Annotated in this window: 26 protein-coding genes, 1 tRNA gene and 1 riboswitch; of the genes, 19 read left to right on the top strand and 8 right to left on the bottom strand. The window is 67.4% G+C overall.

The window, feature by feature from the left end; all coding sequences use genetic code 11:
• Positions 1 to 70 precede the first annotated feature (70 nt).
• Positions 71 to 487, top strand: a complete 417-nt coding sequence (locus OC550_RS15430; protein ID WP_262106801.1) for a hypothetical protein — start codon at positions 71 to 73, stop codon at positions 485 to 487.
• Between the two features lie 36 nt (positions 488 to 523).
• Here OC550_RS15430 and OC550_RS15425 read toward each other — a convergent pair whose 3' ends face one another.
• Positions 524 to 1,042, bottom strand: coding sequence for a MarR family winged helix-turn-helix transcriptional regulator (locus OC550_RS15425; RefSeq protein WP_262106800.1), 519 nt, complete (start codon positions 1,040 to 1,042; stop codon positions 524 to 526).
• A gap of 137 nt (positions 1,043 to 1,179) precedes the next feature.
• Between OC550_RS15425 and OC550_RS15420 the strand changes: the two genes are divergently transcribed.
• Genes OC550_RS15420 through OC550_RS15395 form a run of 6 tightly spaced genes read left to right on the top strand, consistent with a single transcriptional unit; the run spans position 1,180 to position 6,778 of the window.
• On the top strand, positions 1,180 to 2,115 hold the full coding sequence (locus tag OC550_RS15420; protein WP_262106799.1) for an SDR family NAD(P)-dependent oxidoreductase: 936 nt from the start codon (positions 1,180 to 1,182) through the stop codon (positions 2,113 to 2,115).
• A 56-nt stretch (positions 2,116 to 2,171) separates the two neighbouring features.
• Positions 2,172 to 3,020 (top strand): amidohydrolase family protein, encoded by an 849-nt coding sequence (locus OC550_RS15415; RefSeq protein WP_262107180.1) that lies wholly within the window; start codon positions 2,172 to 2,174, stop codon positions 3,018 to 3,020.
• A 14-nt stretch (positions 3,021 to 3,034) separates the two neighbouring features.
• Positions 3,035 to 4,219, top strand: a complete 1,185-nt coding sequence (locus tag OC550_RS15410; protein ID WP_262107179.1) for an acyl-CoA dehydrogenase family protein — start codon at positions 3,035 to 3,037, stop codon at positions 4,217 to 4,219.
• 49 nt (positions 4,220 to 4,268) lie between these two features.
• Positions 4,269 to 4,724: a MaoC family dehydratase gene (locus OC550_RS15405; protein WP_262106798.1), complete on the top strand. Its 456-nt coding sequence runs from the start codon at positions 4,269 to 4,271 to the stop codon at positions 4,722 to 4,724.
• Positions 4,725 to 4,754: 30 nt separating this feature from the next.
• Positions 4,755 to 5,744, top strand: coding sequence for an ABC transporter substrate-binding protein (locus OC550_RS15400; RefSeq protein WP_262106797.1), 990 nt, complete (start codon positions 4,755 to 4,757; stop codon positions 5,742 to 5,744).
• Between the two features lie 41 nt (positions 5,745 to 5,785).
• A complete protein-coding gene (locus OC550_RS15395; protein WP_262106796.1) occupies positions 5,786 to 6,778 on the top strand; it encodes an ABC transporter substrate-binding protein in 993 nt (330 codons plus the stop codon).
• Between the two features lie 123 nt (positions 6,779 to 6,901).
• Here OC550_RS15395 and OC550_RS15390 read toward each other — a convergent pair whose 3' ends face one another.
• On the bottom strand, positions 6,902 to 7,348 hold the full coding sequence (locus OC550_RS15390) for a MarR family winged helix-turn-helix transcriptional regulator (protein WP_262106795.1): 447 nt from the start codon (positions 7,346 to 7,348) through the stop codon (positions 6,902 to 6,904).
• Between the two features lie 135 nt (positions 7,349 to 7,483).
• On the opposite strand from OC550_RS15390, the gene OC550_RS15385 reads away from it, so the two are divergent.
• Positions 7,484 to 8,839: an MFS transporter gene (locus OC550_RS15385; RefSeq protein WP_262106794.1), complete on the top strand. Its 1,356-nt coding sequence runs from the start codon at positions 7,484 to 7,486 to the stop codon at positions 8,837 to 8,839.
• 37 nt (positions 8,840 to 8,876) lie between these two features.
• Here OC550_RS15385 and OC550_RS15380 read toward each other — a convergent pair whose 3' ends face one another.
• The 4 genes from OC550_RS15380 to OC550_RS15365 all read right to left on the bottom strand — a co-directional run bounded on the left by OC550_RS15380 (position 8,877) and on the right by OC550_RS15365 (position 11,440).
• Positions 8,877 to 9,710, bottom strand: a complete 834-nt coding sequence (locus OC550_RS15380; protein ID WP_262106793.1) for an aldo/keto reductase — start codon at positions 9,708 to 9,710, stop codon at positions 8,877 to 8,879.
• A 164-nt stretch (positions 9,711 to 9,874) separates the two neighbouring features.
• The gene (locus OC550_RS15375) at positions 9,875 to 10,435 is read right to left on the bottom strand and encodes an NAD(P)H-dependent oxidoreductase (protein ID WP_262106792.1); all 561 of its coding nucleotides are present in this window, start codon (positions 10,433 to 10,435) and stop codon (positions 9,875 to 9,877) included.
• A 55-nt stretch (positions 10,436 to 10,490) separates the two neighbouring features.
• Entirely contained in the window at positions 10,491 to 10,952 is a 462-nt protein-coding gene (locus OC550_RS15370) for a hypothetical protein (protein WP_262106791.1), read from the bottom strand.
• Positions 10,953 to 11,029: 77 nt separating this feature from the next.
• Positions 11,030 to 11,440, bottom strand: a complete 411-nt coding sequence (locus tag OC550_RS15365) for a helix-turn-helix domain-containing protein (RefSeq protein WP_262106790.1) — start codon at positions 11,438 to 11,440, stop codon at positions 11,030 to 11,032.
• Positions 11,441 to 11,640: 200 nt separating this feature from the next.
• Between OC550_RS15365 and OC550_RS15360 the strand changes: the two genes are divergently transcribed.
• The gene (locus OC550_RS15360; protein ID WP_262106789.1) at positions 11,641 to 12,486 is read left to right on the top strand and encodes a CoA ester lyase; all 846 of its coding nucleotides are present in this window, start codon (positions 11,641 to 11,643) and stop codon (positions 12,484 to 12,486) included.
• A 32-nt stretch (positions 12,487 to 12,518) separates the two neighbouring features.
• Here OC550_RS15360 and OC550_RS15355 read toward each other — a convergent pair whose 3' ends face one another.
• Positions 12,519 to 13,382, bottom strand: coding sequence for an SDR family oxidoreductase (locus tag OC550_RS15355; protein WP_262107178.1), 864 nt, complete (start codon positions 13,380 to 13,382; stop codon positions 12,519 to 12,521).
• Between the two features lie 148 nt (positions 13,383 to 13,530).
• Between OC550_RS15355 and OC550_RS15350 the strand changes: the two genes are divergently transcribed.
• From OC550_RS15350 to OC550_RS15335, 4 genes are all read left to right on the top strand, one after another.
• On the top strand, positions 13,531 to 14,337 hold the full coding sequence (locus OC550_RS15350) for an SGNH/GDSL hydrolase family protein (RefSeq protein ID WP_262106788.1): 807 nt from the start codon (positions 13,531 to 13,533) through the stop codon (positions 14,335 to 14,337).
• Between the two features lie 143 nt (positions 14,338 to 14,480).
• The gene (locus tag OC550_RS15345; RefSeq protein ID WP_262106787.1) at positions 14,481 to 15,746 is read left to right on the top strand and encodes an MFS transporter; all 1,266 of its coding nucleotides are present in this window, start codon (positions 14,481 to 14,483) and stop codon (positions 15,744 to 15,746) included.
• Positions 15,747 to 15,862: 116 nt separating this feature from the next.
• Positions 15,863 to 16,360 carry a DedA family protein gene (locus OC550_RS15340; RefSeq protein WP_262106786.1) on the top strand — a complete coding sequence of 166 codons (498 nt, stop codon included), beginning with the start codon at positions 15,863 to 15,865 and terminating at the stop codon, positions 16,358 to 16,360.
• Between the two features lie 9 nt (positions 16,361 to 16,369).
• On the top strand, positions 16,370 to 16,867 hold the full coding sequence (locus OC550_RS15335) for a DUF456 domain-containing protein (RefSeq protein ID WP_262106785.1): 498 nt from the start codon (positions 16,370 to 16,372) through the stop codon (positions 16,865 to 16,867).
• Between the two features lie 33 nt (positions 16,868 to 16,900).
• Here OC550_RS15335 and OC550_RS15330 read toward each other — a convergent pair whose 3' ends face one another.
• On the bottom strand, positions 16,901 to 17,395 hold the full coding sequence (locus tag OC550_RS15330) for an Lrp/AsnC family transcriptional regulator (RefSeq protein WP_262106784.1): 495 nt from the start codon (positions 17,393 to 17,395) through the stop codon (positions 16,901 to 16,903).
• A 287-nt stretch (positions 17,396 to 17,682) separates the two neighbouring features.
• Between OC550_RS15330 and OC550_RS15325 the strand changes: the two genes are divergently transcribed.
• The 6 genes from OC550_RS15325 to cycA all read left to right on the top strand — a co-directional run bounded on the left by OC550_RS15325 (position 17,683) and on the right by cycA (position 24,210).
• Positions 17,683 to 17,755 (top strand) — tRNA-Ala (locus OC550_RS15325).
• Positions 17,756 to 17,871: 116 nt separating this feature from the next.
• Positions 17,872 to 18,456: a hypothetical protein gene (locus OC550_RS15320; protein ID WP_262106783.1), complete on the top strand. Its 585-nt coding sequence runs from the start codon at positions 17,872 to 17,874 to the stop codon at positions 18,454 to 18,456.
• A 794-nt stretch (positions 18,457 to 19,250) separates the two neighbouring features.
• On the top strand, positions 19,251 to 20,273 hold the full coding sequence (locus OC550_RS15315) for a DUF808 domain-containing protein (protein ID WP_262106782.1): 1,023 nt from the start codon (positions 19,251 to 19,253) through the stop codon (positions 20,271 to 20,273).
• A 216-nt stretch (positions 20,274 to 20,489) separates the two neighbouring features.
• Complete coding sequence (locus OC550_RS15310; RefSeq protein ID WP_262106781.1) at positions 20,490 to 21,332, top strand: DUF1524 domain-containing protein; 843 nt, start codon at positions 20,490 to 20,492, stop codon at positions 21,330 to 21,332.
• 59 nt (positions 21,333 to 21,391) lie between these two features.
• Positions 21,392 to 22,345 carry a hypothetical protein gene (locus OC550_RS15305; protein ID WP_262106780.1) on the top strand — a complete coding sequence of 318 codons (954 nt, stop codon included), beginning with the start codon at positions 21,392 to 21,394 and terminating at the stop codon, positions 22,343 to 22,345.
• A 131-nt stretch (positions 22,346 to 22,476) separates the two neighbouring features.
• A riboswitch (glycine riboswitch) is annotated at positions 22,477 to 22,574 on the top strand.
• Positions 22,575 to 22,731: 157 nt separating this feature from the next.
• Positions 22,732 to 24,210: a D-serine/D-alanine/glycine transporter gene (gene cycA / locus OC550_RS15300; RefSeq protein WP_262106779.1), complete on the top strand. Its 1,479-nt coding sequence runs from the start codon at positions 22,732 to 22,734 to the stop codon at positions 24,208 to 24,210.
• Positions 24,211 to 24,239: the final 29 nt, after the last annotated feature.

The following is a 24,239-nucleotide window of genomic DNA, read 5'->3' as shown; positions in this document are numbered from 1 at the left end:
GAAGCCCGGATTCACGCCGCCCTGCACTTGGGCTGCGCTTAGGTTGGTGGAACCGGGGGAGAGGCTGGTTATGAAGCGGATGGTTCTGGCGGCGGTCATGGGCTTGGCCGCGCTGGTGGCGGCGGCCTGCGGTGGTCCGGAAGGGGTGGGCGCGTTCGAGGTCGAGGCGGCGCCCCGCGACGCGCTGCCTGCATACCTGAAAGCGGCGGAGCTGGACGCCGCGAGCTCCCGGTTCCTGGCCGAGTCCGACGGAGTAGCCTTCTACGCGGCGAAACCGGCCGCCGATGGGGCGGCGTCGGCGGCGTGCATTGTGATCGATGGGCAGCGCGACGGCTCGTCCTGGGTCGCGGGCTGCTCAGAGAAGGCCCCGGTGGCGACCGGAATTGACGGTGTGCGGGCCATGCTCGTGACGGACGGCTTCGATTCGTCCAGACTGCAGCAGGACGGCTGGCGGGAACTGCATCCCAACCTGCTGGTCAAGCGCTGACGGGGACCGGTCCAACGCCGGGACAGTGGATTGAAGTCAGTCGGCAGCTTCGAAGGCGATGCGCCTGAGCAAGGTGCGGAGCAGGTCGCGTTCTTCGAGGCTGAGCTCGCCGAGCGAGTGCTCTTCGGCCGTTCGCACGAGGTCGAAGGCCTGCTTGTAGAGCCGTCGTCCCTCCGGGGTGGCGACGATGACCTTGGAGCGGCGGTCGCGGGGGTCGGCTTCCCGGGTGACGGCGCCGCGGCGTTCCAGCTCGTCCACGAGGGCCACGATCTGGCTGGGATCCAGGCTGAGGAAGTCGGCCAGTTCGCGCTGTGAGGGGTTGAGGTCGCTGCAGGCCAGCGACAGCACGGAGTAGGAGCGCACCTTCAGGTCCAGCTCTTTGAGGGTGAGGTTCGCCCGGCTGGAGCCGACGGAGCGGGCCCGAGCGGTCAGGAACTCGATTTCATCGGCGAGTTCGGCGGCCATAAGCCGTTCCGGACCCGTGGCCGCTCCATTTGCCTCCGCCGCCTGGGTGGCGCTGCCGGAGCGGGGCTCTGCCGTCTTCTGTATCGCCATGGTTCCTCGCATCTTACTCGGGCAGGTCCTGCCGAAAATCTGTTGACTTTATCAATGGTATACGTTGTCATTGATTTTGGAACAGTCGCACGCTGGTCCTGGCCATGGGCCGGGACCTGAGCAAAGGAGCTTACGTTATGTCACTGGCAGGAAAAGCAGCCATCGTCACCGGCAGCGGCCGCGGGCTTGGCCTGGCCTACGCACAGGAACTGGCGAAGCAGGGCGCCGCCGTCGTTATTAATGACGTTGACCAGCAGATCGCGGACGAAGCCGTTGCCGGCATCACCGCGGCCGGCGGCCGGGCCGTGGCCGTGGTGGCCCCCGTCGGCTCGACGGAGACCGCGAAGCAGCTGGTGGCTGCCGCCGTCGACAATTTCGGCCGGCTGGACATCCTGGTCACCAACGCGGGCGTGCTGCGCGACAAGTCGCTGCTGAAGATGACGGACGAGGACTTCGACCTCGTCATTAACGTGCACCTGCGCGGCACCTTCACCTGCGTGCGCGAGGCCTACGCCTACTTCAAGGAGAACCGCATCCCCGGCCGCATCATCACGATCGGCTCGCCCACGGGCCAGCGCGGCAACTTCGGCCAGACGAACTATGCCGCCGCCAAGGCCGGGATCGTTGGCATGGTCCGCACCTGGGCGCTGGAGATGAAGAAGGCCGGAATCACCGCCAACGCCGTCATCCCGGTGGCCGCCACCGCGATGACCAAGACCGTGCCCTTCTTCCAGAAGGCGGTCGAGGCGGATGAGCGCGGAGAGGCCATGCCGGACTTCTTCCGCAAGGACCTGGGTTTCGGAACGGCCGACGACGTTGCAGGGCTGGTTGCCTACCTCGCCTCCGACGCGGCCGCCAATGTCACCGGCCAGGCGATCGGCGTCGGCGGCGACCGCCTGCAGCTGTGGTCCCACCCGGAGGCCGTGGCGACCGAGTACCGCGACGGCGGCTGGACCTACGAGGCGCTGGGCGAGCGGTTCGACGATCTGTTCGGCCAGCGGCTGCAGACCGTTGGCGAGGAGTTTCCGGAGCTGCCGGCGGAACTGCAGCCTGAGACGGCGGGGAGCAAGTAGTGGCGGTCAAGGCGTACGAGCTCGGCGTCGATGCGGCGGCGCTGGATGCGATCGACATGCACGTGCATGTGGAGATCGACGGGCACGGGCATTGTTCGCTGCCCCCGGCGCTGATGGACGCGTCCAGCGCGTACTTCAAGGCGGAGGAGCGGACGCCGTCCCTGGACAGCATCGCCGAGACCTACCGTGCGCTCAACATGGCCGCCGTCGTTTTCACCGTCGATGCGCGGACCAAGCTTTCGCACAAACCGAACAGCATCGAGGACATCGTCGAAGGCGCCGCGCGGAACAATGACGTGCTGATCCCGTTCGGCTCCGTGGACCCGCTGACCGGATCGGAGGCGATCGTGCGGGCCAAGCGGCTGGCGGAGGACTACGGGGTCCGGGGCTTCAAGTTCCACCCGAGCCTGCAGGGCTTCGACCCCAGCCAGGGGGAGTTCTACCCGCTCTGGGAGGCGTTGCAGGAGATCGGCCTGCCGGCGATTTTCCACACCGGCCAGAACGGCATGGGCGCGGGCCTGCCCGGCGGTTACGGGATCAAGCTGGCCTACTCCAATCCGCTGCTGCTGGATGCCGTCGCCGCGGACTTCCCGGGGCTGCAGGTCATCATGGCGCACCCCTCGGTGCCGTGGCAGGACGAGGCCAACTCGATCGCCACGCACAAGTCCAACGTGTGGATCGACCTCTCGGGCTGGTCGCCGAAGTACTTCCCCGAGTCGCTGGTGAGGGCTTCCAACTCAATGCTGCAGGACAAGGTCCTCTTCGGGACGGATTTCCCGCTGATCACGCCGCAGAAGTGGCTGGGTGCCTTTGCCGACCTGCCGCTGAAGGACGAGGTCCGGCCGAAGATCCTCAAGCACAACGCGATGCGGCTGCTGGGCCTGGGCGCGGGCGGGCAGTCGTGAGCGTCTCCGCCGGCGTGCAGGAGCAGACGGGGTTCTATCCTTCGGACCAGTACGGTTTCTCGACGCTGCTCAGCGAGGCCGAGCTGGCCGTGCTGGGCCGGCTGCGGGCGGTGCTGGACCAGCAGGTCAAGCCGCTGCTGGCGGACTACTGGGAACAGGGCGAGTTTCCCTACCAGATCACCAAGCCGCTGTTCGACCTGAGGCTGATGGACCCGGAGGAGCTGACGGCCGGCGGCGCGGTGCCCGGCGGCCTGTATACCGGCTTCCGGAACTTCGAGCTGGCCCGGACCGACGCCTCCGTGGCGACGTTCTACAACGCCCAGTCCGGCCTGTTCCGCACCACAGTCAATCTCGGCGGCAGCGACGAGCAGGTGGCGCGGCTGGACCCGCTGATCCGCTCCTTCGAGTACAAGGGCGTGTTCTCGCTGACCGAGCCGGACCATGGCTCCGACATTGCCGGCGGGCTGGCCACCAGCGCGCGGCGCGACGGCGGGGACTGGGTCATCAACGGGCACAAGCGCTGGATCGGCGGGGCGGTCTCGGCCGACGTGCTTGCGGTGTTTGCCCGCGACGAGGCGGACGGGCAGGTCAAGGCGTTCCTGGTGCCCACCGACGCGCCGGGCGTGAAGCTGTCCAAGATCCACCGCAAGACCGCGCTGCGCATGATGCAGAACTCGGACATCACGCTGACGAACGTCCGGGTGCCGGAATCCGAGCGCCTGCAGCGAGTCAATTCCTTCGCCGACGTCGCCGGCCTGCTGCGCAACATGCGGTCGGACGTCGCCTGGATCGCCGCGGGGCTGCAGGCGGGCGCCTACGAGGCGGCCGTGCGGTACGTGATGGGGCGCGAGCAGTTCGGCAAGCCGCTGGCCAGCTTCCAGCTCGTGCAGGAGAAGCTCGCCACAATGCTGGGCAACGTCACGTCCTCGCTCGGCATGGTGGTCCGGCTGACCCAGCAGCAGGAGGCCGGCATCTTCAAGGACGAGAACTCCGCGCTGGCCAAGATGTTCACCTGCGCCCGGATGCGGGAAACCGTCGCCCTGGCGCGCGAGCTGGTAGGAGGCAACGGGATCACGCTGGACACCGACGTCGCACGTTTCCATGCGGATGCCGAAGCCGTCTACTCCTACGAAGGCACGCACGAAATCAACGCCCTGATTGTGGGCCGGGCGATCACCGGCACCGGGGCCTTCCGCTAGACCGGCAAACGCCGGAATTCCACCCGCATCCACCACGAGGAGCCATCCCATGAGCAACACCGTTGTCACGTTCGAGGAACTGCCCGGCCTGGTCGGCAAGGACCTTGGCTACACCAGCTACATCGAGATCACGCAGGAGCAGATCAATACCTTTGCCGAGGCGACCAACGACCACCAGTGGATCCACGTCGATCCGGAGCGCGCCAAGGACGGCCCGTTCGGCGCGCCGATCGCCCACGGCTTCCTCAGCCTGTCGCTGATCATTCCGTTCTGGAGCGAGCTGTTCGACGTAGAGGGCGTCAAGACCAAGGTCAACTACGGCCTGGACCGCGTCCGGTTTACCAACCCGGTCAAGGTCGGCGCGAAGGTCCGCATGCATTCCGCGATCGCCGAGGTCACCGAGGTTAAGGGCGGTGTCCAGATCAAGACCAACAACACCATCGAGATCGAGGGCGAAGAGCGTCCGGCCGTCGTCGCCGAATTCCTCGCCCGGTTCTACGCCTGACCAGCGGCCCACCACTACAAGGAGCAGAGCATGAAGAAGCACTTCGGCAAGATGCTTGCGGTCGCGGCTGTCGCTGCGCTGGTATTGACGGGCTGCGGCAGCGGCTCCCCGTCCGGCGGCGCGGCTCCGGCCGGCTCGGAAGGCGCCAACGGGGAGCTGACCAAGGTTGTTGTCGGCGTCCTGCCCATCGCCCCGTCGGCCGCCGTGCAGTACGGCATCGACCAGGGCATCTTCGAGAAGCACGGCCTGGATATCGAGTTCCAGACCAGCTCCGCCGGGGCGGCCATGCTTCCGGCCGTCTCGACGGGTACGATCAACATCGGCATCGGCAATCCCCTCTCCGTCCTGGTCGCCGTGGACAAGGGCCTGGACATGAAGATCGTCTCGGGCTACTCGAACTCCAAGGCCGAGGGCGACGACATCACCGGCGTCGTCGTCAAGAAGGATTCCGGGATCAATTCGTGGAAGGACCTGGCGGGCAAGAGCGTTTCCGTGAACGCCGTGAACACGCAGGGCGACCTGACCATCATGGAGGCCGTCGAGCAGGACGGCGGGGACCCGAAGGCCGTGAAGTTCAGCGAGGTGGCCTTCCCCGACGCCCCGGCGCAGCTGGAGCGCGGCAATATCGACGCGGCGTGGATGGCCGAGCCCTTCGTCGCCAACGCACTGGCGGACGAGAATAACAAGCTGCTCGGCTACAACTACCAGGACGTCATCCCCGGGCTGCCGACGATGGTGGCCTTCACCTCCGGTCAGTACGCGCAGGAGAACCCGGAGGCCGTCGCCGACTTCAAGACGGCGCTCGCCGAGACTTTGGATGCGGCCCAGGCGGACGAGAAGGGGCTGAAGAGCACCGTCGCGACCTTCCTCAAGATCGACGAGGCAAAGGCCCAGGCGATCAACATGGAGGAGTTCTCCGGCGAACTGCGGACCGAGCAGATGACCAAGCTGGGCGAGCTGATGCAGAAGTACGACTTCGTTTCGAAGGCCCCGGACGTCAACGCCGTCCTGGTCAAGTAGCAGCCACCAACCACCAACCACCTCAAGGAAGAGGCATCACTATGAAGAGGCGCTTTGCCACACTGCTGGCCGGCTGCGCGATCGCAGCGCTCGCCCTGACCGGCTGCGGTTCAGGTTCCCCCTCCGGCTCCGGCGAGCCCGCCGGCAGCGAGGCGGCGGCCAGCGGGGGCCTGCAGAAGGTCACCGTCGGCGTCCTGCCCATCGCCCCCTCCGGCGCCATGCAGTACGGCATCGACGAAGGCATCTTCGAGAAGCACGGGCTGGACGTCGAGCTCCAGACCGGCCAGGGCGGCGCGGCCATGCTGCCGGCCGTGTCCACCGGCACCATGAACTTCGCCGTCGGTAATCCGCTCTCGGTCATGACCGCTGTGGACAAGGGCCTGGACATGAAGATCGTCACCGGCTACAGCAACTCGAAGGTCGAGGGCGAGGACATCAACGCCGTAGTGGTCAAGGCGGACTCCGGGATCGAGTCCTTCGCGGACCTTGCGGGCAAGACCACCGCGGTTAACACGCTCAAGACCCAGGGCGACCTGACCATCATGGAGAGCGCGGCGATCGACGGCGGCGACCCGAAGGCGCTGAAGTTCAGCGAGATGCCGTTCCCGGACATGGAAGCCCAGCTGGAGCGAGGCAACGTGGACGCCATCTGGATCCCGGAGCCGTTCCAGGCGAAGGCGCTGGCCAACAAGGACTACAAGCTGCTGGGCTACCCGAACCAGAAGGCGCTGCCGGGCCTGCCCACCATGGTGACCTTCACCAGCGGCAGCTTCGCCAGCGAGAATCCCGGGATCGTGGCCGACTTCAAGGCCGCCGTGACCGAGACCCTTGCCGCCGCGGAGGCGGACCCGGAGGGCGTGCGCGCCGTGCTGCCGGAGTTCATGGGGATGGACGAGGCAGTGGCGAAGGGCCTGAAGATGGAAACCTTCGACGCCGAGCTGCCCACCGAGGTGCTCAGCGACATGGGCGAACTGACGGTCAAGTACGGCTACGTCGAGAAGACCCCGGACGTGGCCGCGATGACGGTGCAGTAACCGCCGGAGCGGACGCAGGACAAGGCGCAGGGCGGTTCCCGGACTTACGGGAGCCGCCCTGCGCCGTCGTGCGTTGAGGCTGGCAGGAGAAGGCCGGAGACGGCCGGAAGCGCTCAGCAAGCGTCAGGACAAGGACGCGGCTCTTGCCTGCTCCGCGGCGAGCAGTTTGCCCAGCAGCCGGTCCAGCTCGCGGGCCTCCGCCTCGTCCAGTCCGGCGACCAGCAGCTCGTTGACCGCCCGGGCCTTGGCCTCCAGCTCCTTAACGGCCTCGGCGCCGGCCTCGGTCAGGTCGACCCTGTTGCGCCGCTTGTCCGTGGCGTGCCGGCTGAGGCGCAGCAGGCCCCTCTTCTGCATGCGAGCCAGGAGCTCCGCGAGGGTGGACTTATCCAGCTGCGACAGCGCCACCAGCTCCCGCTGGCCGATTCCGGGATGGTCGCGGACGAAGGTGAGCACGCCGAACTGGATGGAGGAGATCTCGGGGGAGGCGTGCAGGTGCCAGAGCTGTCCATGGAACTGCAGCGCCCGGCGCAGCCAGTAGCTGCGGAATTCGACGGCCTCGGAACGGGGCACGGGGAGCACCAACCTTTCAGCGGGGCCGATCGTGGGTGACCTAGGGATTGTGAGCTGCCCCGCATTACCGTAACATCGTCCGGGTACGTACGACCGAACGGTCGGACAGTAATTCGAGGTAGTTAGGCCACGACCATGGATATCAAGGCTCGGATCGAAGCATCCCCGATGAGCAATGCGCAGATCGGCATTGTTGCCATCTGCCTTGCCATGAACTTCATTGACGGCTACGACGTGCTGGTCATGGCGTTCAGCGCCACCGCCATCGCCGAGTCCTGGGGCCTCAGCGGCGGGGACCTGGGCCTGCTGCTCAGTGCCGCCCTGGCCGGCATGGCCATCGGCGCGATCTTCGTGGCGCAGATTGCCGACAAGATCGGGCGCCGGAACACGATCATCCTCTCGACCGCGGTGATCACCGCCGGCATGTTCGCCTCGGCCTTCGCGCCCAACTACGAGACGCTGCTGGCGCTTCGCGTCGTGACCGGCGTGGCCGCCGGCACCATGCAGACCAGCCTGAACGTCCTGGTTGCCGAATACTCCAACGCCCGGCGCCGCGCCACCGCGGTCAGCCTCTACAGCGCCGGCCTGCCCATCGGCGGCGTGCTCGGCGGCATCATCGTCGCGGCGCTGCTCACCCGCTTCGAATGGCACGCCGGCTTTATCTTCGGCGGCATCATCACGTTCATCATGCTGCCCATCGTGCTGAAGTGGCTGCCCGAGTCGATCGACTACCTGAACGCCAAGCGGCCGGAAGGCGCGCTGGAGAAGATCAACAGCATCTTCGCCCGCCTCGGACAGCCCGCCCTTGCCGCACTCCCCGCCGCCCCGGTAACCACGGGACAGCCATCCAACAAGCTGGTCGCGATCTTCTCCAACGGGCAGGCGCTCAAGACGAGCCTGCTGGCCTTCGCCTTCATGATGATCATGGGCTCGTTCTACTTCGCCAACTCCTGGACCCCGCGCCTGCTGACCGAATCCGGCTACTCTGCCAATCAGGGCATCACGGCCGGCGTGCTCTTCAGCGTCGGCTCCATCCTCGGCTCGATCGTCTTTGCCTACTTCGGCTCCCGGTTTGACCTGAAGCGCACGTTGGCCGTTTTCTTCGTGCTGGCCGGGGCTGCCTTCGCGGTGTTCGCTCTGTTCGCCAACCAGCTGAGCACGGCCCTCGTGCTCGCGGGGCTGCTGGGCGTCCTGAGCAACGCCACCATCGCCGGCATGTTCTCGATCGGCCCGGTCTACTACGACGCCTCCATCCGCGCTACAGCGGTGGGCCTGATCGGCGGCATCGGCCGGTCCGGCGGCATCGTCTCCCCGATCGTCGCCGGGGCGCTGGTCGACGCCGGCTGGGTCCCGGGCAACATCTACTTCGTCTTCATCCTGCCGCTGGTCCTCGGCGCCGTCGCGATCGCCGTGCTGCGCAAGCCGAAGTCGCTCAGCGCCCCGATCGAACCGGCAGCCGCGGTCGCCGGGCAGCTGGCCGAATCCCGCTAGCCGAATCCCGCTAGCGCCGGCCTGCCCGCCGCGGGGCTCAGTGCCCGAATTCGTCCGCGTCGTAGATATCCGCCACGCCGGTGTCCAGCGCGGACAGCTGCCGGACCTCGGCATCGTCGAGCGTGAAGTCGAAGACGGCAAGGTTCTCGGCGAGGCGCTCCGGCCGGCCGGACTTGGGGATGGCGACGAAGCCCTGCTGGGTGTGCCAGCGCAGCACGATCTGCGCCGGCGTCCGGTTGTACTTGTCGGCGAGTGCGGTAATGGCGGGCTCCCGCAGCAGCGAGCCGCCGCGGCCCAGCGGGCTCCAGGCCTCGGTGGCGATGTCGTGCCCGCGGTGCAGCTCGACCAGGTCGGCGCGCGTGTGCCGCGGGTCCAGCTGGATCTGGTTGACGTCGGGCACCAGCCCGGCGTCGAACAGCCGCTGCAGGTGGGCAGGCTTGAAGTTGGAGGTGCCGACCGCCCTGACCAGCCCCTCCTCCAGGAGCGCGGCCATGCCCTTGAAGGCGTCCACGTACCGGTCCTGTCCCGGGTTCGGCCAGTGGATCAGCAGCAGGTCCACATACTCGACCCCCAGCCGCCCGGCGCCGGCTTCGAAAGCCCGCCGAACGCCGTCGTAACTGTGCCACTCCTTGTTGAACTTGGTGGTGATGAAGACGTCCTTGCGGGGCAGCCCGCTGCGGCGGACGCCTTCGCCGACCCCGGCCTCGTTCCCGTAGTTCTCGGCCGTGTCGATGAGGCGGTAACCCAAGCCCAGGGCGTGTTCGACGGCGTCGGCGGTCTCCGCGTTGTTCATCGGCCAGGTGCCCAGGCCCAGCAGCGGGATGGTGGCGCCGTTGCGCAGGTCCAGCAGGGGTGCGGTCTGTCCAGTCACTGTTCTCCCAGGGTCGTCGTGGTGGTCACCAGCCTAGGCCTTGGCTGGGACGGCCGGCAGGCGGTTGCGGAAGCAAAGGGAAACGCAAAGCGAAGGCCCGGCGCCACTGCCCCTTTCGGGAAGCGGCGCCGGGCCCACGGGCTCGGCGCGGGGCGGAGACGGAATCAGGCGTTGGCCGGCTCCAGGGCGCTAGCCAGTGCGGAAACAACGCCGGCCAGTTCGGCGGCGGTCTCGGCGTGGTCCTTCGGGTGGGTCTCGGCGAAGACCTCGAACCGGCCGCCGACGGTGATGGACACGTCCTCGAGGACCTTCGCGCCGGCAACGCCGAGGGCCTTGCGGGTGTTGTCGTTGGCCCACTGGGCGCCGAAGCCGGAGGGGGAGGCGCTGACCACGGCGGCCGGCATGTCCTTCACGGCGCCGGCGCCGTACGGACGGGACAGCCAATCAATGGCGTTGGCCAGCACGGCCGGGGTGGTGCCGTTGTACTCGGGGGTCACGAACAGCACGGCGTCAGCCTCGCCGGCCGCCTCGCGCAGGGCTGCCGCGGCGGCCGGTACCTGGCCCTCGACGTCGAGGTCCTCGTTGTAGAAGGGGACGGAGGCCAGCCCCTCGTACAGGGTCACCTCGGTACCTTCGGGGGCAACGGCGGCGGCCGCTTCAGCCAGCTTGCGGTTGACGGAGGCGCCGCGAAGGCTGCCGACGAGGGTGAGGACCTTGATGCTCATGAATCTCCTAAGCCAAGTGGTTGGTACACGGATGACAACCGGAGGCCCGGGGGATTCATTCCTCGTCCGCGGCGTGGGGTTCCTCACCTCGGCCGGTGGACTCCAACGCTTCGATCAGCGCCGCCAGCTGTGGCCGCAGCTCCGGCAGCGCGGCGCCGGCGACGTGGGTGGCACGGCCGACAGCCAGCTGGGCGGCTGCGGCGGCGCGGCGCCCCTTGTCCGTCAGTACGTATCCGGTGCTCCGTCCGGCCGAACGCGGCCGGTCGACGTAGCCGCGGGACTCCAGCCTGGACAGGACCGCCTTGATGTCTTCGCCCGGGGAACCTGCGAGGAGGGTGAGCTCGGCGGCGCTCAGCGGGCCGCCCGCGAGCTTTTCCAGCAGGCTCAGTGACTGCCGGTTCATGCCCAGCGGAGCCAGCGCCTCGTCCGCGGTGCCTTCCAGGGCGGCGGCGGCAGCGGTGAGGAGGTAAAGAATGGAACCGGCGCCGTATTCGGCGGGCGGGTTGTGCAGATCCACGGATTCCTTAAAGACGAAAGGATCCGGCTACTGCTTAACCAGGATGAACCAGCATACTCCATCGGAAGCGGCGGCGGCTAAGGGTCTGCGGGCCGCTGCCCGGGCTGCTGTTGCTCGCGCTGCTTCTGCGCGCGCGACTCGAGCCAGGCCTGGACGTCGCGCAGCCGGATCCGCCGGTGGGTGCCGCGGTACTCGACCGGAATGGTGCCGGAGTCGGTTAGCTTCCGCATGTACGTCAGGGAGATCCCGGCAACCTCGGCCGCCTGGGAAGTATTGAGCAGCCCCTCGGCGGAGCTGACCATGACGGCGTCACCGTCGGCCAGGCGGCGCAGGACATCGACGACGGCGTCCCGTGCTTCGGCGGGCAGCTTCACCGTGGTGCCATTGACGAAGACGGTAACGTCGTCGCTTTCGCCCAGAGCGCGGGCGAGCCGCCGGGATTCGGTCTCCGGCAGGGCGTCCGTGGTGCGGGGTTTCAGCTGCGCCATAGCACCTACCCTAATCCACCGGCTCCCCCATCACCGGGGCTCTAACCCGCGGCGCAAATGGACGACAGAGCCGCGAGGAGACGGCCGCGACGGCGGTGGTTGCCAAAGCCTATCCGGCGGCGCCTTTCCGGAGGTGACGTTGGCCGCAGAGTACCGCCCTCGTGTTAGCAGGGCGGGCGAGGGTTAAGTAGGCTCTGTATATGCCCACGATCAGAAACCGCCGCGCAGCAGCACTGCCGGCGAAGCTCTCCCGTTCCTGGCTCCTGGCATCGGCTGCCGACGAAGCCAATTTCGCCCCTGCCCTTGCCTCCGAAGCCGACTCCGTCATCTTCGACATGGAAGATGCAGTCCCCGCGGCGGGCAAGGCCGAGGCCCGGGAGCGTGTGGTCGAAGCGCTGTCGAACGGCATGACCGCCTGGGTCCGGGTCAATGGCATGGAAACCGACTACTGGGCCGATGACCTGGCCGCGCTGTCCAAGGCGCCGGGCCTCCGCGGCGTGATGCTCGCGATGACCGAGCGTCCGGAGCAGGTGACCCACACGGCCATGCGGCTGAATGCGGGCACGCCGGTGGTCGCGCTGATCGAATCCGCCGTCGGCATCGAGAACGCCACGGCCATCGCCAGCGCCCCCGGGACCTTTCGCCTGGCGTTCGGCGTCGGCGACTTCCGCCGCGACACGGGCGCCAGCGACGAACCGATGGCGCTCGCCTATGCGCGCTCGCGGCTCGTGATCGCCTCCCGAGTGGGCCAGCTCCCCGGCCCGATCGACGGACCGAGCGTCGGAATGCTGGGCGAAGACCTGCTGGAGGCCTGCAAGGTCACGGCATCGATGGGCATGACGGGGAAGCTCTGCTTGCTACTCGAGGCGGCGGACACCATCAACAAGGGCCTCTCTCCGAGCGAGTCCGAGATCCGCTGGGCGCACGAGCTGCTGAATGCGCACGCCGCCGGGGCCGTGGTGGGCGACGGCTCCTACCTGCCCCGCCTGGCCCGCGCCGAGAAGATCTCCTCGCTCGCGGATTCCTACGGACTCTGGAACGCCTGAGCCGGTTCCGCCCCGCTGAGGCCACCCCGGCGTCAGTTCAAGGGCTGCGAGAACAACTGGTGCAGGCTGAGCGGAGCCTGGCCCGTGAGCAGTTCGACGTCGTTGGTGGTTTTGGCGAGCTCGCCGCGGGCGATCGCGGTGTAGGTGCTGACCCAGGCATCCAGCTGCCATGCCGGGGCGCCGTAATGTGCGCGCGAGGCGTAGGCCTCCTCCACCGTCTCATTGTGGAAGCTCAGCTGCCGTCCCGTGGCCTCGGTCAGGATGGCCGCGGCCTCCGCCAGCGTGAGGGCCTCGGGGCCGGTGAGGTTGTAGGTGAAGCCGGCGTGCGGGATGGGCTGCTGCAGGATCGCGGCGGCCACGCGGGCCACGTCGGACCGGGCCACAAACGCCGCCCGCCCGTCCTCGGCGGGCCCGCGGATCACCCCGTCCCGGTCCGCGAAGTCGGGCAGGATGTCTGCGTAGAAGTTGTTGCGCAGCAGGGTGAACTTGGCCCCCGTCTCCCGCAGCTTCTCTTCGGTGGCGAAATGGTCCCGCGCCAGGGTGAAGGTCGAATCGGGGTCGGCGCCGGCGAACGAGGTGTAGACGATGTGCTCGACGCCGGCATCCATGGCGGCGTCGATGAACCTGAAGTGCTGCTGCAGCCGGTCTTCGGATTCCGCGGCTGACACCATGAATACCGTCCCGATGCCTTCCAGCGCCCGGCGGCAGGCCTCCGGGTCCCCGAAGCTGGCCACCGCCGTCGTTGTTCCCGGAAGCGCAGGCGCGCGCGAGGCGTCGCGCAGGACCAGGCGAAGCGGGATCCCCTCGGCGGCGAGCAGGCGCGCCGTTTCGCCGCCGAGCCGGCCGGAGGCACCGGTGACGGCGATGGTGGGAGGGGTGGGAGTCTTATCCGGCATCATGGCTCCAAGCATAGGGCCGGGAAGCCGCGCGTGTTCAGCGACGGCGGCTGCAGCGCGGCCGTCCGGCGGGCCGGATTCCGGCGGTGGCCGGGGAATTCATCTTGAGTTTCCCGGCCCTTTTCCGTCCGCGGTTAGCGTGGGTCGGGTGCCAGAGGTATTCGTCGCATTGGGGGACAGCTTCACCGAAGGCGTGGGCGACCGGAACAAGAAGTTCCCGAACGGGGTGCGGGGCTGGGCCGACCGCCTGGCCAAACAGCTGGCCAAGAAGGATCCGGAGCTGCGCTACGCCAACCTGGCCGTGCGGAGCAAGCGGCTGCACCAGATCGTAGCGGACCAGCTGGAGCCGGCCGTGGCAATGAAGCCCACGCTGGTCACGTTCTACGCCGGCGGCAACGACATCCTGGAGATCCGCAAGGACATGGACGAGCTGTTGGAGCAGTACGAGGCTGCCGTGGCCCGGCTGGCATCGACCGGTGCCCGGCTGGTGCTCTTCACGGGGTTCGACGTGATGCTGCCGTCGGTGCTGGAACCGATGCGCCGGCGGAACTGGCAGTACAACGAGGCGGTGCGGGCCATAGCGCGCAAGTACGGGGCGTTGCTGGTGGACCACTGGACATTCGACGCCTACCAGGACAAGCGGATGTGGGACTCCGACCGGCTGCACATGTCGCCTGCCGGACACAAGTACATGGCCGCGCAGGTCCTGGAGCTGCTCGGCGTCGAACACACCCTGAAAATCCGGCCGCTGGGGCCGATGGAGCGCTATGGCTGGCGGGAAATGCTGCGCCGCGAGCGGGCTTGGATGCACGAATGGGTCGTGCCGATGTTCGGCCGCAAGCTGCGCGGGGTCACGCTGGGGGACAACCTGCCGCCGCGCTGGCCGGAGCCGGTCAAGGTTTCCGACGGTTTGAAGAAGCTGGCCAAGCGGGCCGGAAGGGCCCCGGTGGGATAGGCCCGCAGGGGACCTAGACTTGTGGATCATGAAGACTATGCGCAAATTCCGCACGCCCATTGTCTGGCTGCTCATCGTCGCGATGGTGGCTAGCGTCGGCATGGGATTCATCATGCAGTTCGCCGGGATCTAGGAGCGCCCGCATGACCAGTCCCGGAGGGGTGCCCGGCGCTGGGGTGCCGGCGGCCGCCTTCGCCGAACCGACGCGGCGGGTCGGCCCCGGCTGGATCACGGGGGTTATCCTCGTCAACGTCGGCATCAACGCGGCCTTCTTCGGTCCGCTGCAGGTGCTCCTCGCGCAGCAGGCCCAGTCCTTCGATGCGGCCAACAAGGAGGCCGTCCTGGCGCTGGCCACCGGTTTCGGGGCCGCCGTTTCGCTGGTCGCCAATCCCATCGCCGGCGCCTTCAGCGACCGTACGACGTCGGCGCTGGGACGCCGGGTGCCCTGGGTGCTGGGCGGCGCGCTGCTGGCTTTTGCCGCCCTGCTCCTGCTGGCCGGCGCCCCGACCATCGCCGTCATGGTGGCGGCCTGGTGCCTGGTGCAGGCGGGTTGCAACGGCGCCTACGCCGCGGTGACGGCAGGCATTCCGGACCGGGTCCCTGCGCTGCAGCGCGGCCAGGTCGGCGGGCTGGCGGCCATGGGGCAGACCGTCGGCATCGTCTTCGGGGCGGTGCTGGCCAACCTGGCCGGCGGCTTCGTCCTCGGCTACATCTACTGCGCGGTGTTCCTGCTCCTGAGCGTGGTGATGTTCCTGGTGAAGGGCCGTGATGTGCCGCTGGACCCGGCGCTGCGTCCGCCGTTTGCCTGGGGCCGGTTCCTGAAGAGCTTTTACATTTCCCCGCGCCGCCACCCTGACTTCGGCTGGGCCTGGCTGACGCGGTTCCTGGTCAACCTGGGCAACAACCTGTTCACGCTCTACCTGTTCTTCTTCCTGCAGGACGCCGTGGGGCACCCCGACCCGGCGGCCGGCGTGCTGCTGCTGACCGGCATCTACGCGCTGATGGTCATCGTCACCGCGGTCATCGGCGGGCCCTGGAGCGACCGGATCGACCGGCGGAAGCCGTTTGTCATCGCCTCCGCCGCGACCATCGCGACGGCGTCGATCCTGGTGGCGCTTTGGCAGACCTGGCCGACGGCGCTGGTCGCCGCCGCCGTCCTGGGCGCCGGCTTCGGCATGTTCCTCGCAGTCGATTTCGCGCTGCTGACGCAGGTGCTGCCCAGCGCCGCCGACCGCGGCAAGGACCTGGGCGTCATCAACATCGCCAACTCGTCCCCGCAGGTCTTCGCCCCGCTGGTCGCGGCTCCCGTGGTGCTGTACCTCGGCGGCTATACGGCCCTGTTCGTGCTCGCGGCCGTCATCGGATTGCTGGGAGCGGTGTTCGTGGTCAAGATCAAGGGCGTGCGGTAAGGGCCGTAGCGGCGGAATAATCGTCGCCGCGCAGGACGTTACCGCCGCGGAGGGGTCATCCGGCCGATTCTACGGACGGTAGAATTAACGGGCCGGCATCCGCGGAAAGGAGGGCGATGGACATCTTCCTTGAGCTGCCGCTGGGATGGGCCATCCTCGCCCTCTTCTGCGGCGCCATGGTCCGCTCCAACGCGACCTACTGGCTGGGCCGCGGCGCCGCCGCCGGTGCCCGCCGCACGTCCCTCGAGAAGCACCTCGACAGCCCGGTGATGAAGCGCGCGGAACGCCTGATGGACAGGTTCGGGCCGTTCGCCGTGACGCTGTGCTTCCTCACCATCGGCCTGCAGACGGCGGTGATTGCCAGCGCAGGCATCGCCCGCATGCACCTGGTCCGCTTCCTGCCCGCCGTTGTGGCCGGCAGCATCATTTGGGCCGTGGTTTATGCCACAGTCGGCCTCGCGGCAGTAGCCGCATGGCTGGGTTTGGTGCTCGCTTCGCCGGCCGCCGCCGTCGTTATTGCGATCCTGCTGCTGGGAGTGCTGGTCTTCCTGCTGTGGCGCCGGAAGCGGCGCGAACGTGCCGCCAAGGCGGAAGAGGCCCGCGAAGCCGCTTAGGCTGGGCGTATGGAAGCCCAGATCATCACCACCGTCATCTGCGGACTGCTCATCGCGGTCGGCGTCGCCGGCATCGTGGTTCCGGTCCTGCCCGGCGGCATCACCATCGCCATTAGCCTGCTGATCTGGGCGCTGGTGCTGCAGAACACGGTCGGTTGGGTCGTCTTCGGACTGGGCGCGGTGCTGGTGGCCATCGGGATGACGGCCAGCGCCGTGCTGACCGGGAAACGGCTCAAGGCCCGCAGGATCCCCAACCACTCGATCGTGGTCGGCATTGTCGTGGGACTGGTGGGCATGTTCGTGATCCCGGTGCTGGGCCTCTTCATCGGCTTCGCGGCGGGCTTGCTGCTCAGCGAGTTCCTCCGGCAGCGCGACTTCGGCCGCGCCCTGACCTCGAGCGGGGTCGCCCTCAAGGCGATGGGGATCGGAATCATTGTGGAGCTCGGCTGCGCGTTTGCCGCCGGCAGCATCTGGACCATCGGCGTCCTGGTGCAATTCTTCGCCTGACAGCCGTCCCCTCCGGGGGCCGGTCTTGCGGACTCAGTCCTCCTGGAGCAGTCCCGTGGTCCGGTACGGGATCACCTCGCGGAGGAACATCTGTGTGGAAGTCCGCGTGATGCCGGGGCAGAGCCGGATCTCCTCGCTGACCCGATAGAGATCGTCCGGGCTCTTCGCCACCACCCGGATGAGCAGGTCCGTGTCGCCGGCCGGGGCATGGCATTCGAGGACCTCGGGGATTTTTCGCAGCGCCTCGACGGCCTTGTTGAGCTTGCTTTGGTCCAGTTCCGCGCTCACCATGGCCATCACCCCTCGTCCGGTGGCCTCCGGGAGGATCCGCGCCGAATGGGGACGGAGGATGCCCGCCGCCTTGATCCGCTCGATCCGGGAATGGACCGTGCCGCGCGCCAGCCCGAGCTTCTGGGCGAGCAGCATGACCGGAATGCGCGGATCCTCATCCAACGCAAGGATGATCCGGCGGTCCGTCGGGTCCAGCTGCTGCAATCTGACCACTCCCTGTCCGGTGTCCCGCTTCATCGTTGATCAGATTGACCAACCGATAAGGCAACTATTGCACCGATTGCTGCCGTGGTGCTCGAATTGGGTGCAACGCGGGACGAGCCACAAGCTTCCGCCCGCCAAGGTGCAGTGAAACCGGCCCACCCCGCCGACGATCTGTGGACGGATCCCGCAAGGATCCAACCTGGTTGTTCACAGCTGAAGACCCCCGATCCAGCCGGATGCCTGCCGGATGGAGCGGGGGTCTCGCTGCATTCGGTTTTGGTGATTCGGCCACGGCGGTCATATGATCTACGCAGTTACTCGGGGCCTTAGCTCAGTTGGTAGAGCGTTTCGTTCGCAATGAAAAGGTCAGGGGTTCGATTCCCCTAGGCTCCACTGTTTGCGCGGCTATTGGCTGGTACCAGCGCCTAAATAACGCGTCCTCTGGACCGCGGCAGCCCGGGCCGCTACCGTAGGATCAAGTGGGGGCAAGAGCCGTGCGAAGGACAGCAATGGCCGGTGCCAATCCTGACGCGATCGATTCCGACGCAGTGACCTTGCCATCACGTGCCCGCCGCTTGACCCGGCGCGCCGCGCACGGCGTCGCCCGGCCCGCGGCCGCTCTGCTGCGTACCTACGAAACCGAGCACGCCATCTACGGCACGGTGCTGGTCAGCGCCCTGATTGCCGTCGGCTGGAAATACGAGACTGACCTGGAAGTCTTCCTGTTCACCCTCGGTACCGTCGGCGTTTTTTGGCTGTCCCACATTTACTCCGGTGTGGTTGCGGGCAATCGGTCGGCCGAGCGCCCCCGCAAGGCGGTCTGGGCTACGGTCCTAGACACCGCCCGGCATTCGGCCGGCATGGTGCTTGCGATGCTCCTGCCGGCCTTCTTCCTGCTGCTGGCCACAGCCGGAGTACTCGACGAGTACGTGGCCTATTACGTCGCCCTGTGGGTCGGTGTCGGGATCCTCGCTGTGCTGGGCTACGCCAACGCCGCCCGGCGTCGCAAACGCTGGCCGCTCCGGCTGCTCAACGCCGCCACTACCTCGGCCTTGGGCTTGATCATTATCTGGCTCAGTACGCTCGTGCATTGACCTCGAGAGGCCTTTTCCGATCAGCGGGCAGGATGGAACTGCGGGCCGGCTCACCGTGCGGGCTCCCGCAGGACGGTGAGTTCGTAGGGCAGCTGGTTGACGAGCAGGAACTGGAAGACCCGGTGGGAGTCAATCAGGCCGTGACGCCCGGGCTGGACCAGCCGTCCCCGAACTCGCCAGGGATGCCTCGCTGGAAAACTACGGTTAGCGGCACGCTCGCCGGCTAGGCATGCCACGACTGATTCGCCGCGGCAGTAGGTCAAGCTCCTCAGTGGGCGTCCTTGATGCGGGAGAACTGGACTTCGATGTGGATGTTTTCTTCGGCTGACGCCCTCTCAGCGACCCGATCTTCAGGCGTTTCCGGGCAAGGTCGGCGAGGGGCAGCTCTCGCAGCTGGTTGTCACTCATGGCCCTGACCTCGGCGAGGACTTTCCTCTGCCGTCCCCGGATCCACGCCATCCCTGCAAAGGTGATGAGGAGTGCCGCTGCGGTCAGCAGGGTCGGCATGATCGTCAAAAGTTGTTCCATCGGTGGTCCTTACCTGTTCGAGCGGGTGTCCGGAACATTTCCGGTGTTATCCGCGGGCTTTCCTGAAGTCGAATTCAGCCATGGCCGGTGGGCCGGATTTCGGCTCAGCCAGCGGCAGTTGCGACCACCCGGCGTCCTCCGGATCGTGGCTCCAACTCCGCGCCGGCTGCCCGCCTGAGCCGGTCGCCAACTTATACTCGAAGCATGCCGATCACACGTGCCAGCCGCGCCCAGCAGTCCGCCGTCGAGCAGTTCGGGGGAGACCTGTGAGCGGCGGTCTCGTCGCCCTGCTCGACGACGTCGCAGCCCTGGCCCGCATCGCGGCCGCCTCGGTAGACGACGTCGCCGCCGGAGCGGCCAAGGCCGGGACGAAGGCCGCGGGCGTGGTGATCGACGACGCCGCCGTCACGCCGCAGTACGTGTCCGGGACGGACCCGTCCCGCGAACTGCCGATGATCAAGAAGATCTTCTGGGGCTCGCTGCGGAACAAGCTCTTGATCATCCTTCCGGCGCTGCTGCTCATCAGCGCTTTCATTCCGGCGGTCATCCCGTTCATCCTGATGCTGGGCGGCACCTACCTCTGTTACGAAGGTGCCGAGAAGGTCTGGCACAGGCTCCGCGGGCACCACGGTGGCGAAGAGGCTCCGGCCGTTGAGCGGGGCCGGGCTGCGGAGGGCAAGGTCGTCAAGGGTGCGATCACGACCGACTTCATCCTGTCCTGCGAGATCATGGTCATCTCCATGAACGAGGTGGCCGACCAGTCCCTGTTGGTCCGGGCGGTCATCCTGGTCGTCGTGGCGATCGCGATCACGGTGCTCGTGTACGGCGCCGTCGCGCTCATCGTCAAGATGGACGACATCGGCGTGCACCTGACTACCAAGGACTCCGCGGGCTCGCAGCGCTTTGGCCGGCTGCTCGTCAAGGGCATGCCTGCCGTGCTGGGTGCGATCACCTTCGTTGGGACAATCGCCATGCTGTGGGTCGGCGGCCACATCATGCTCCAGGGGGCGCACGACCTCGGCTGGCATGCGCCGTACGACCTGGTCCACGTCCTCGAGGCCCCCTTCGCAGCAATCCCGGTGGCCGGCGGCGCCTTGGCATGGCTGGTGAACACCTTGTGCTCGGCCATCCTGGGACTCGTCTGGGGCCTCGTCGTTATGGCCGTCCTGCACCCGCTGCTGAAGGTGCTGCCTTTCGGTAAGAAGAAGGGTGGGCACGACGAGGGCGACGTACGCGCCGCTGCCGCTGGTCACCATCCGCCGGAGCGAGACTCCGATCCCGCCCCCTAGCAGGTTGTCCGTGACCGGCCGCGCCGGTTACGCGCCTTTGTGGCTCATTGGATCCTGCGGCTTTAAGGTGCGCACACCGCCGGCGCCCATCTCCGTCCGGGGCTGTCAGCGCGGACTCCCAGACGTCCGTGCAGAGCGAGCCTGCCCCGCGTTCGGGCGACGGGATCATAGGCTGGAGGATGGGATCCGCCGGGTCTCCCCGTACACCGAAGGATCATGCAGACTTTCCGCCGTCGTGCCCTCTCCCTGACCACTGCCTTCCTCGCAGCCGCATCGCTGGCGGCCTGTACTCCGGGCTACGACGCCCAAGTGCCGGCGGCGGCCGGGGCGGCCGAGGCCGGTACCGCGCTGGAGCAGCTCGCGACGATCCCGGTCAAGGGCCGCGCCCCGAAGACCGGATACTCGCGTGAGCAGTTCGGCGAGGGGTGGCTGGATCCGGACCACAATGGCTGCGACGCCCGGAATGATGTTCTCGCCCGCGACTTGGCCAACGAGACTTTCAAGCCCGGCACCAAGGACTGCGTCGTCCTGACCGGCACCCTTGCCGATCCGTACACCGGCAAGACGATCGACTTTGTCCGCGGCAACAAGACCAGCACCCTGGTCCAGATCGACCACGTCGTCGCCCTCTCGGATGCGTGGCAGAAGGGCGCCCGGAAGCTCTCCTCCGGACAACGCGAAGCGTTCGCCAACGATCCGCTGAACCTGAGGGCCGCCGACGGTCCCACGAACGGCGCCAAGGGCGACGGCGACGCTGCGACCTGGCTGCCGCCGAACAAGGGCTTCCGCTGCGAGTACGTTGCCCTGCAGACCGCGGTGAAAGCCAAGTACGGTCTCTGGATGACCCGGGCCGAGTACGACGCCATCAAGAAGGTCCTAACCTCATCCTGCGCGGACCAACGGGTCCCGGCCGATGGCGGCGGAGTGACCCTCCCAGCCATCGAGTACAAGAACTGCGCCGAGGTGAAGGCCCGCGGCGCAGCGCCCATCCGGGTGGGCGACCCCGGCTGGAGCACCAAGTTCGACGGCAACGGCGACGGGGTCGGCTGCGAGGGCTGACCAGTCCGGGCCTGCTTCTTTCCGTCGTGGCAGGCGCCAGCGGGAGTAGGGTGTTACGCATGAATGACCCGGAGAGGCCCATCGCGGCGTCGATCCACATCGCCATAGACGTGGACATCACCGACCCGGGGGAGCTGCGGAGCTACGCCGTCGTCAAAGCCGAAACACCCGAACACGTGGCTCTGGCCTCGACTGACCTGTTCGCCGCCCTCGCCGTTGCCATGGATCCGCTGGCCATCGCGGCGGATGTCCCGGGCATCCGGATCCTGCGCGGCAAGGTCGAGCCGGCGGAGGGCCACGGGGTGGCGGACTCCGTTATGCCCCATGCCGCCGGGGCAGAGGGCGGGCGGGAGCCGGCGGACACCGGAATCAGCGGCAACGCCGTGGCCACCTTGCTGGAAGCCGCGGGCCGGGCTGGCGGGATCGCTCTCGAGCGGCTCGGCTACGATGCCGCGGCGCCCGAGGCGGAGCGCGAGCTGTCGCGGCACCGGGCCCGGGTGCTGGCCGGGTTGCTCTGGCATGCGGGCGCCGGCATGATCGACGAGCTGTTCAACGACATAGACCTGCTCAGGGGCCGGGAACCGACGGCCAGGGACATTGACGAGACCTACGTCCTCGGCAACCTGCCGCCGCAGTACGCGCACCACTACGACGCACGTTTCGCGGCCCGGTTCCTCACCGTCTGCACCGACCTCACGATGAACCTGGCCGCCGGCTGGAAGGAACCGTCCTGCGTGGCCCAGGAGCTCGGGCTGCGCTGCCTTCTCGCCGAGGCGGAATTCCTGGCCGACGAACTGGAGCTCGAGGCCGACCTGCCGCCGGACTGGGTGGCCGGGCTCGAACACTTCTTCCTGCGTTTCGCCGACTCCATGATGCTTTTCGACCCGGCCATGGACGGCTTCGAAAATGATCCGGAGGCCAGCCCCGAAGGGGCTCCGTCGATGAAGTTCGAGGACTGGTTCAGGCCTTTCGGGCCAGGTCACCACGTGCCGCCGTTCGCCGAACGGGGCTGACAGCTTTGCACGGCGGGCCGCCGGACTCTGTTTCCGGAATATGACGCCCTTCACGCAACCGGCTTGCGGGAGGCCGGGCCGCACTCTACTCTGAGTTGTGATCCCAGTCACCCATAAGTCAATAATGCTTACGATCTGCGGCGGGAGAGTCCTGCCGGTACATTCGGCAGGCGCCGTAGGAGCAAACCCTCCCCGGGAATCTCTCAGGCCCATGTACCGCCGCGGCTAGGCAACTCTGGAAAGCAGCCAGGCGGCAGCCTGTCTCACCGACGGTGCAAGCGGCTCCTGCGCAAGCAGGGGGCGCGGAATCTCTCAGGTCCAATACAGAGTGGGGAGGAACCTAATCAACGTGGTGCGCCCGTGCCACTTGAACCATGGAGTTCCTCATGACTACGCCACATGCATCCACCACGACAGGCGAGCCGCCGCATCTCGCGCGGCAGTTATCCAACCGGCACATCCAGCTGATCGCGATCGGCGGTGCGATCGGCACCGGCCTGTTCATGGGCTCGGGGAAGACCATTTCGGCGGCCGGCCCCTCCGTGATCTTCGTTTACATGATCATCGGCTTCATGCTGTTCTTCGTCATGCGGGCGATGGGCGAGCTGCTGCTGAGCAACCTCCACTACAAGTCCTTTAGCGATTTCGCCGCTGACCTGCTCGGTCCCTGGGCCGGGTTCTTCACCGGCTGGACCTACTGGTTCTGCTGGGTCGTCACCGGCATCGCGGACGTCATCGCCATCGCCGGCTACGCCGACGAACTGATTCCGGGCATCCAACTCTGGATCCCGGGCATCTTCACCGTGGCCGTCCTGCTGCTGCTGAACCTGGCCACCGTCAGGGCCTTCGGCGAGACCGAGTTCTGGTTCGCCATGATCAAGATCGTCGCCATCGTGGCGCTGATCGTCACCGGCCTGATCATGATCTTCACCGGTTTCGAGTCCCCGGCCGGCCCGGCCGCCTTCAGCAACCTGTGGAGCCATGGCGGCTTCTTCCCGAACGAGTTCATGGGCTTCGTGGCGGGCTTCCAAATCGCGGTGTTCGCCTTCGTGGGCATCGAACTGGTGGGTACGACGGCGGCGGAAGCCAAGGACCCGGAGAAGAACCTTCCCAAGGCCATCAACTCCATCCCCATCCGTGTGCTCCTGTTCTACGTCGGCGCCTTGATCATCCTCATGTCCGTCACCCCGTGGACCGAGTTCGAGGCGGGCCGCAGCCCCTTTATCGGAATGTTCTCCCTGGCCGGACTCGGCATGGCCGCCACGATCATCAACCTCGTGGTGCTGACCTCGGCGATGTCCTCGGCCAACTCCGGCGTCTATTCGACCTCCCGCATGGTCTACGGCCTCGCGCAGGAAGGCGACGCTCCGACCGTCCTCGGCAAGCTCTCCTCGCGCAAGGTTCCGCAGAACGCACTGTTCGTGTCCTGCGTCCTGCTGCTCTCCGGCGTCGTCCTCCTCTACGCCGGCAAGGACATCGCCCTGGCGTTCGAAATGGTGACCACGGTCTCCGCGGTCTGCTTCATGTTCGTCTGGTCCATCATCCTGGCCAGCTACCTCGCCTTCCGGAAGCGCCGGGCGCGGCTGCATGACGAGTCCAAGTTCAAGATGCCCGGCGGCATCGCGATGGTCTGGGTGGTGTTCGCGTTCTTCGCCTTCGTCCTCTGGGCGCTGACCACGCAGCCGGACACGCTCACCGCGCTGCTGGTGACCCCGCTCTGGTTCGTCGTCCTCGGCATCGCCTGGCTCATGCTGCGCCGCCGCCCGGCGCACCTGGCGCGCTACGAGGCGTTCCAGGCCGACCTCGAGGCCGAAGCCAAGCTCGAGGCCGAGGCCCGCCGGGCCGCCGCAGCGGACGCCCAGTAGCCCGCCAAAGTTTTGTCCACACGTTTAGC

Source organism: Arthrobacter sp. Marseille-P9274 (genome assembly GCF_946892675.1).
In the GTDB taxonomy this organism is placed as follows: Bacteria; Actinomycetota; Actinomycetes; order Actinomycetales; family Micrococcaceae; genus Crystallibacter.
Note: the sequence above shows the minus strand (reverse complement) of the source record. Positions and strands in the feature narration are given on the sequence as shown.

Bases quoted from the DNA above. Each gene is read 5' to 3' on its own strand.
- OC550_RS15430 (WP_262106801.1), top strand. From the start codon at position 71: ATGAAGCGGATGGTTCTGGCGGCGGTCATGGGCTTGGCCGCGCTGGTG.
- OC550_RS15425 (WP_262106800.1), bottom strand. From the start codon at position 1,042: ATGGCGATACAGAAGACGGCAGAGCCCCGCTCCGGCAGCGCCACCCAG.
- OC550_RS15420 (WP_262106799.1), top strand. From the start codon at position 1,180: ATGTCACTGGCAGGAAAAGCAGCCATCGTCACCGGCAGCGGCCGCGGG.
- OC550_RS15415 (WP_262107180.1), top strand. From the start codon at position 2,172: ATGCACGTGCATGTGGAGATCGACGGGCACGGGCATTGTTCGCTGCCC.
- OC550_RS15405 (WP_262106798.1), top strand. From the start codon at position 4,269: ATGAGCAACACCGTTGTCACGTTCGAGGAACTGCCCGGCCTGGTCGGC.
- OC550_RS15400 (WP_262106797.1), top strand. From the start codon at position 4,755: ATGAAGAAGCACTTCGGCAAGATGCTTGCGGTCGCGGCTGTCGCTGCG.
- OC550_RS15395 (WP_262106796.1), top strand. From the start codon at position 5,786: ATGAAGAGGCGCTTTGCCACACTGCTGGCCGGCTGCGCGATCGCAGCG.
- OC550_RS15385 (WP_262106794.1), top strand. From the start codon at position 7,484: ATGGATATCAAGGCTCGGATCGAAGCATCCCCGATGAGCAATGCGCAG.
- OC550_RS15375 (WP_262106792.1), bottom strand. From the start codon at position 10,435: ATGAGCATCAAGGTCCTCACCCTCGTCGGCAGCCTTCGCGGCGCCTCC.
- OC550_RS15365 (WP_262106790.1), bottom strand. From the start codon at position 11,440: ATGGCGCAGCTGAAACCCCGCACCACGGACGCCCTGCCGGAGACCGAA.
- OC550_RS15360 (WP_262106789.1), top strand. From the start codon at position 11,641: ATGCCCACGATCAGAAACCGCCGCGCAGCAGCACTGCCGGCGAAGCTC.
- OC550_RS15355 (WP_262107178.1), bottom strand. From the start codon at position 13,382: ATGCCGGATAAGACTCCCACCCCTCCCACCATCGCCGTCACCGGTGCC.
- OC550_RS15345 (WP_262106787.1), top strand. From the start codon at position 14,481: ATGACCAGTCCCGGAGGGGTGCCCGGCGCTGGGGTGCCGGCGGCCGCC.
- OC550_RS15340 (WP_262106786.1), top strand. From the start codon at position 15,863: ATGGACATCTTCCTTGAGCTGCCGCTGGGATGGGCCATCCTCGCCCTC.
- OC550_RS15335 (WP_262106785.1), top strand. From the start codon at position 16,370: ATGGAAGCCCAGATCATCACCACCGTCATCTGCGGACTGCTCATCGCG.
- OC550_RS15330 (WP_262106784.1), bottom strand. From the start codon at position 17,395: ATGAAGCGGGACACCGGACAGGGAGTGGTCAGATTGCAGCAGCTGGAC.
- OC550_RS15320 (WP_262106783.1), top strand. From the start codon at position 17,872: ATGGCCGGTGCCAATCCTGACGCGATCGATTCCGACGCAGTGACCTTG.
- OC550_RS15310 (WP_262106781.1), top strand. From the start codon at position 20,490: ATGCAGACTTTCCGCCGTCGTGCCCTCTCCCTGACCACTGCCTTCCTC.
- OC550_RS15305 (WP_262106780.1), top strand. From the start codon at position 21,392: ATGAATGACCCGGAGAGGCCCATCGCGGCGTCGATCCACATCGCCATA.
- cycA (WP_262106779.1), top strand. From the start codon at position 22,732: ATGACTACGCCACATGCATCCACCACGACAGGCGAGCCGCCGCATCTC.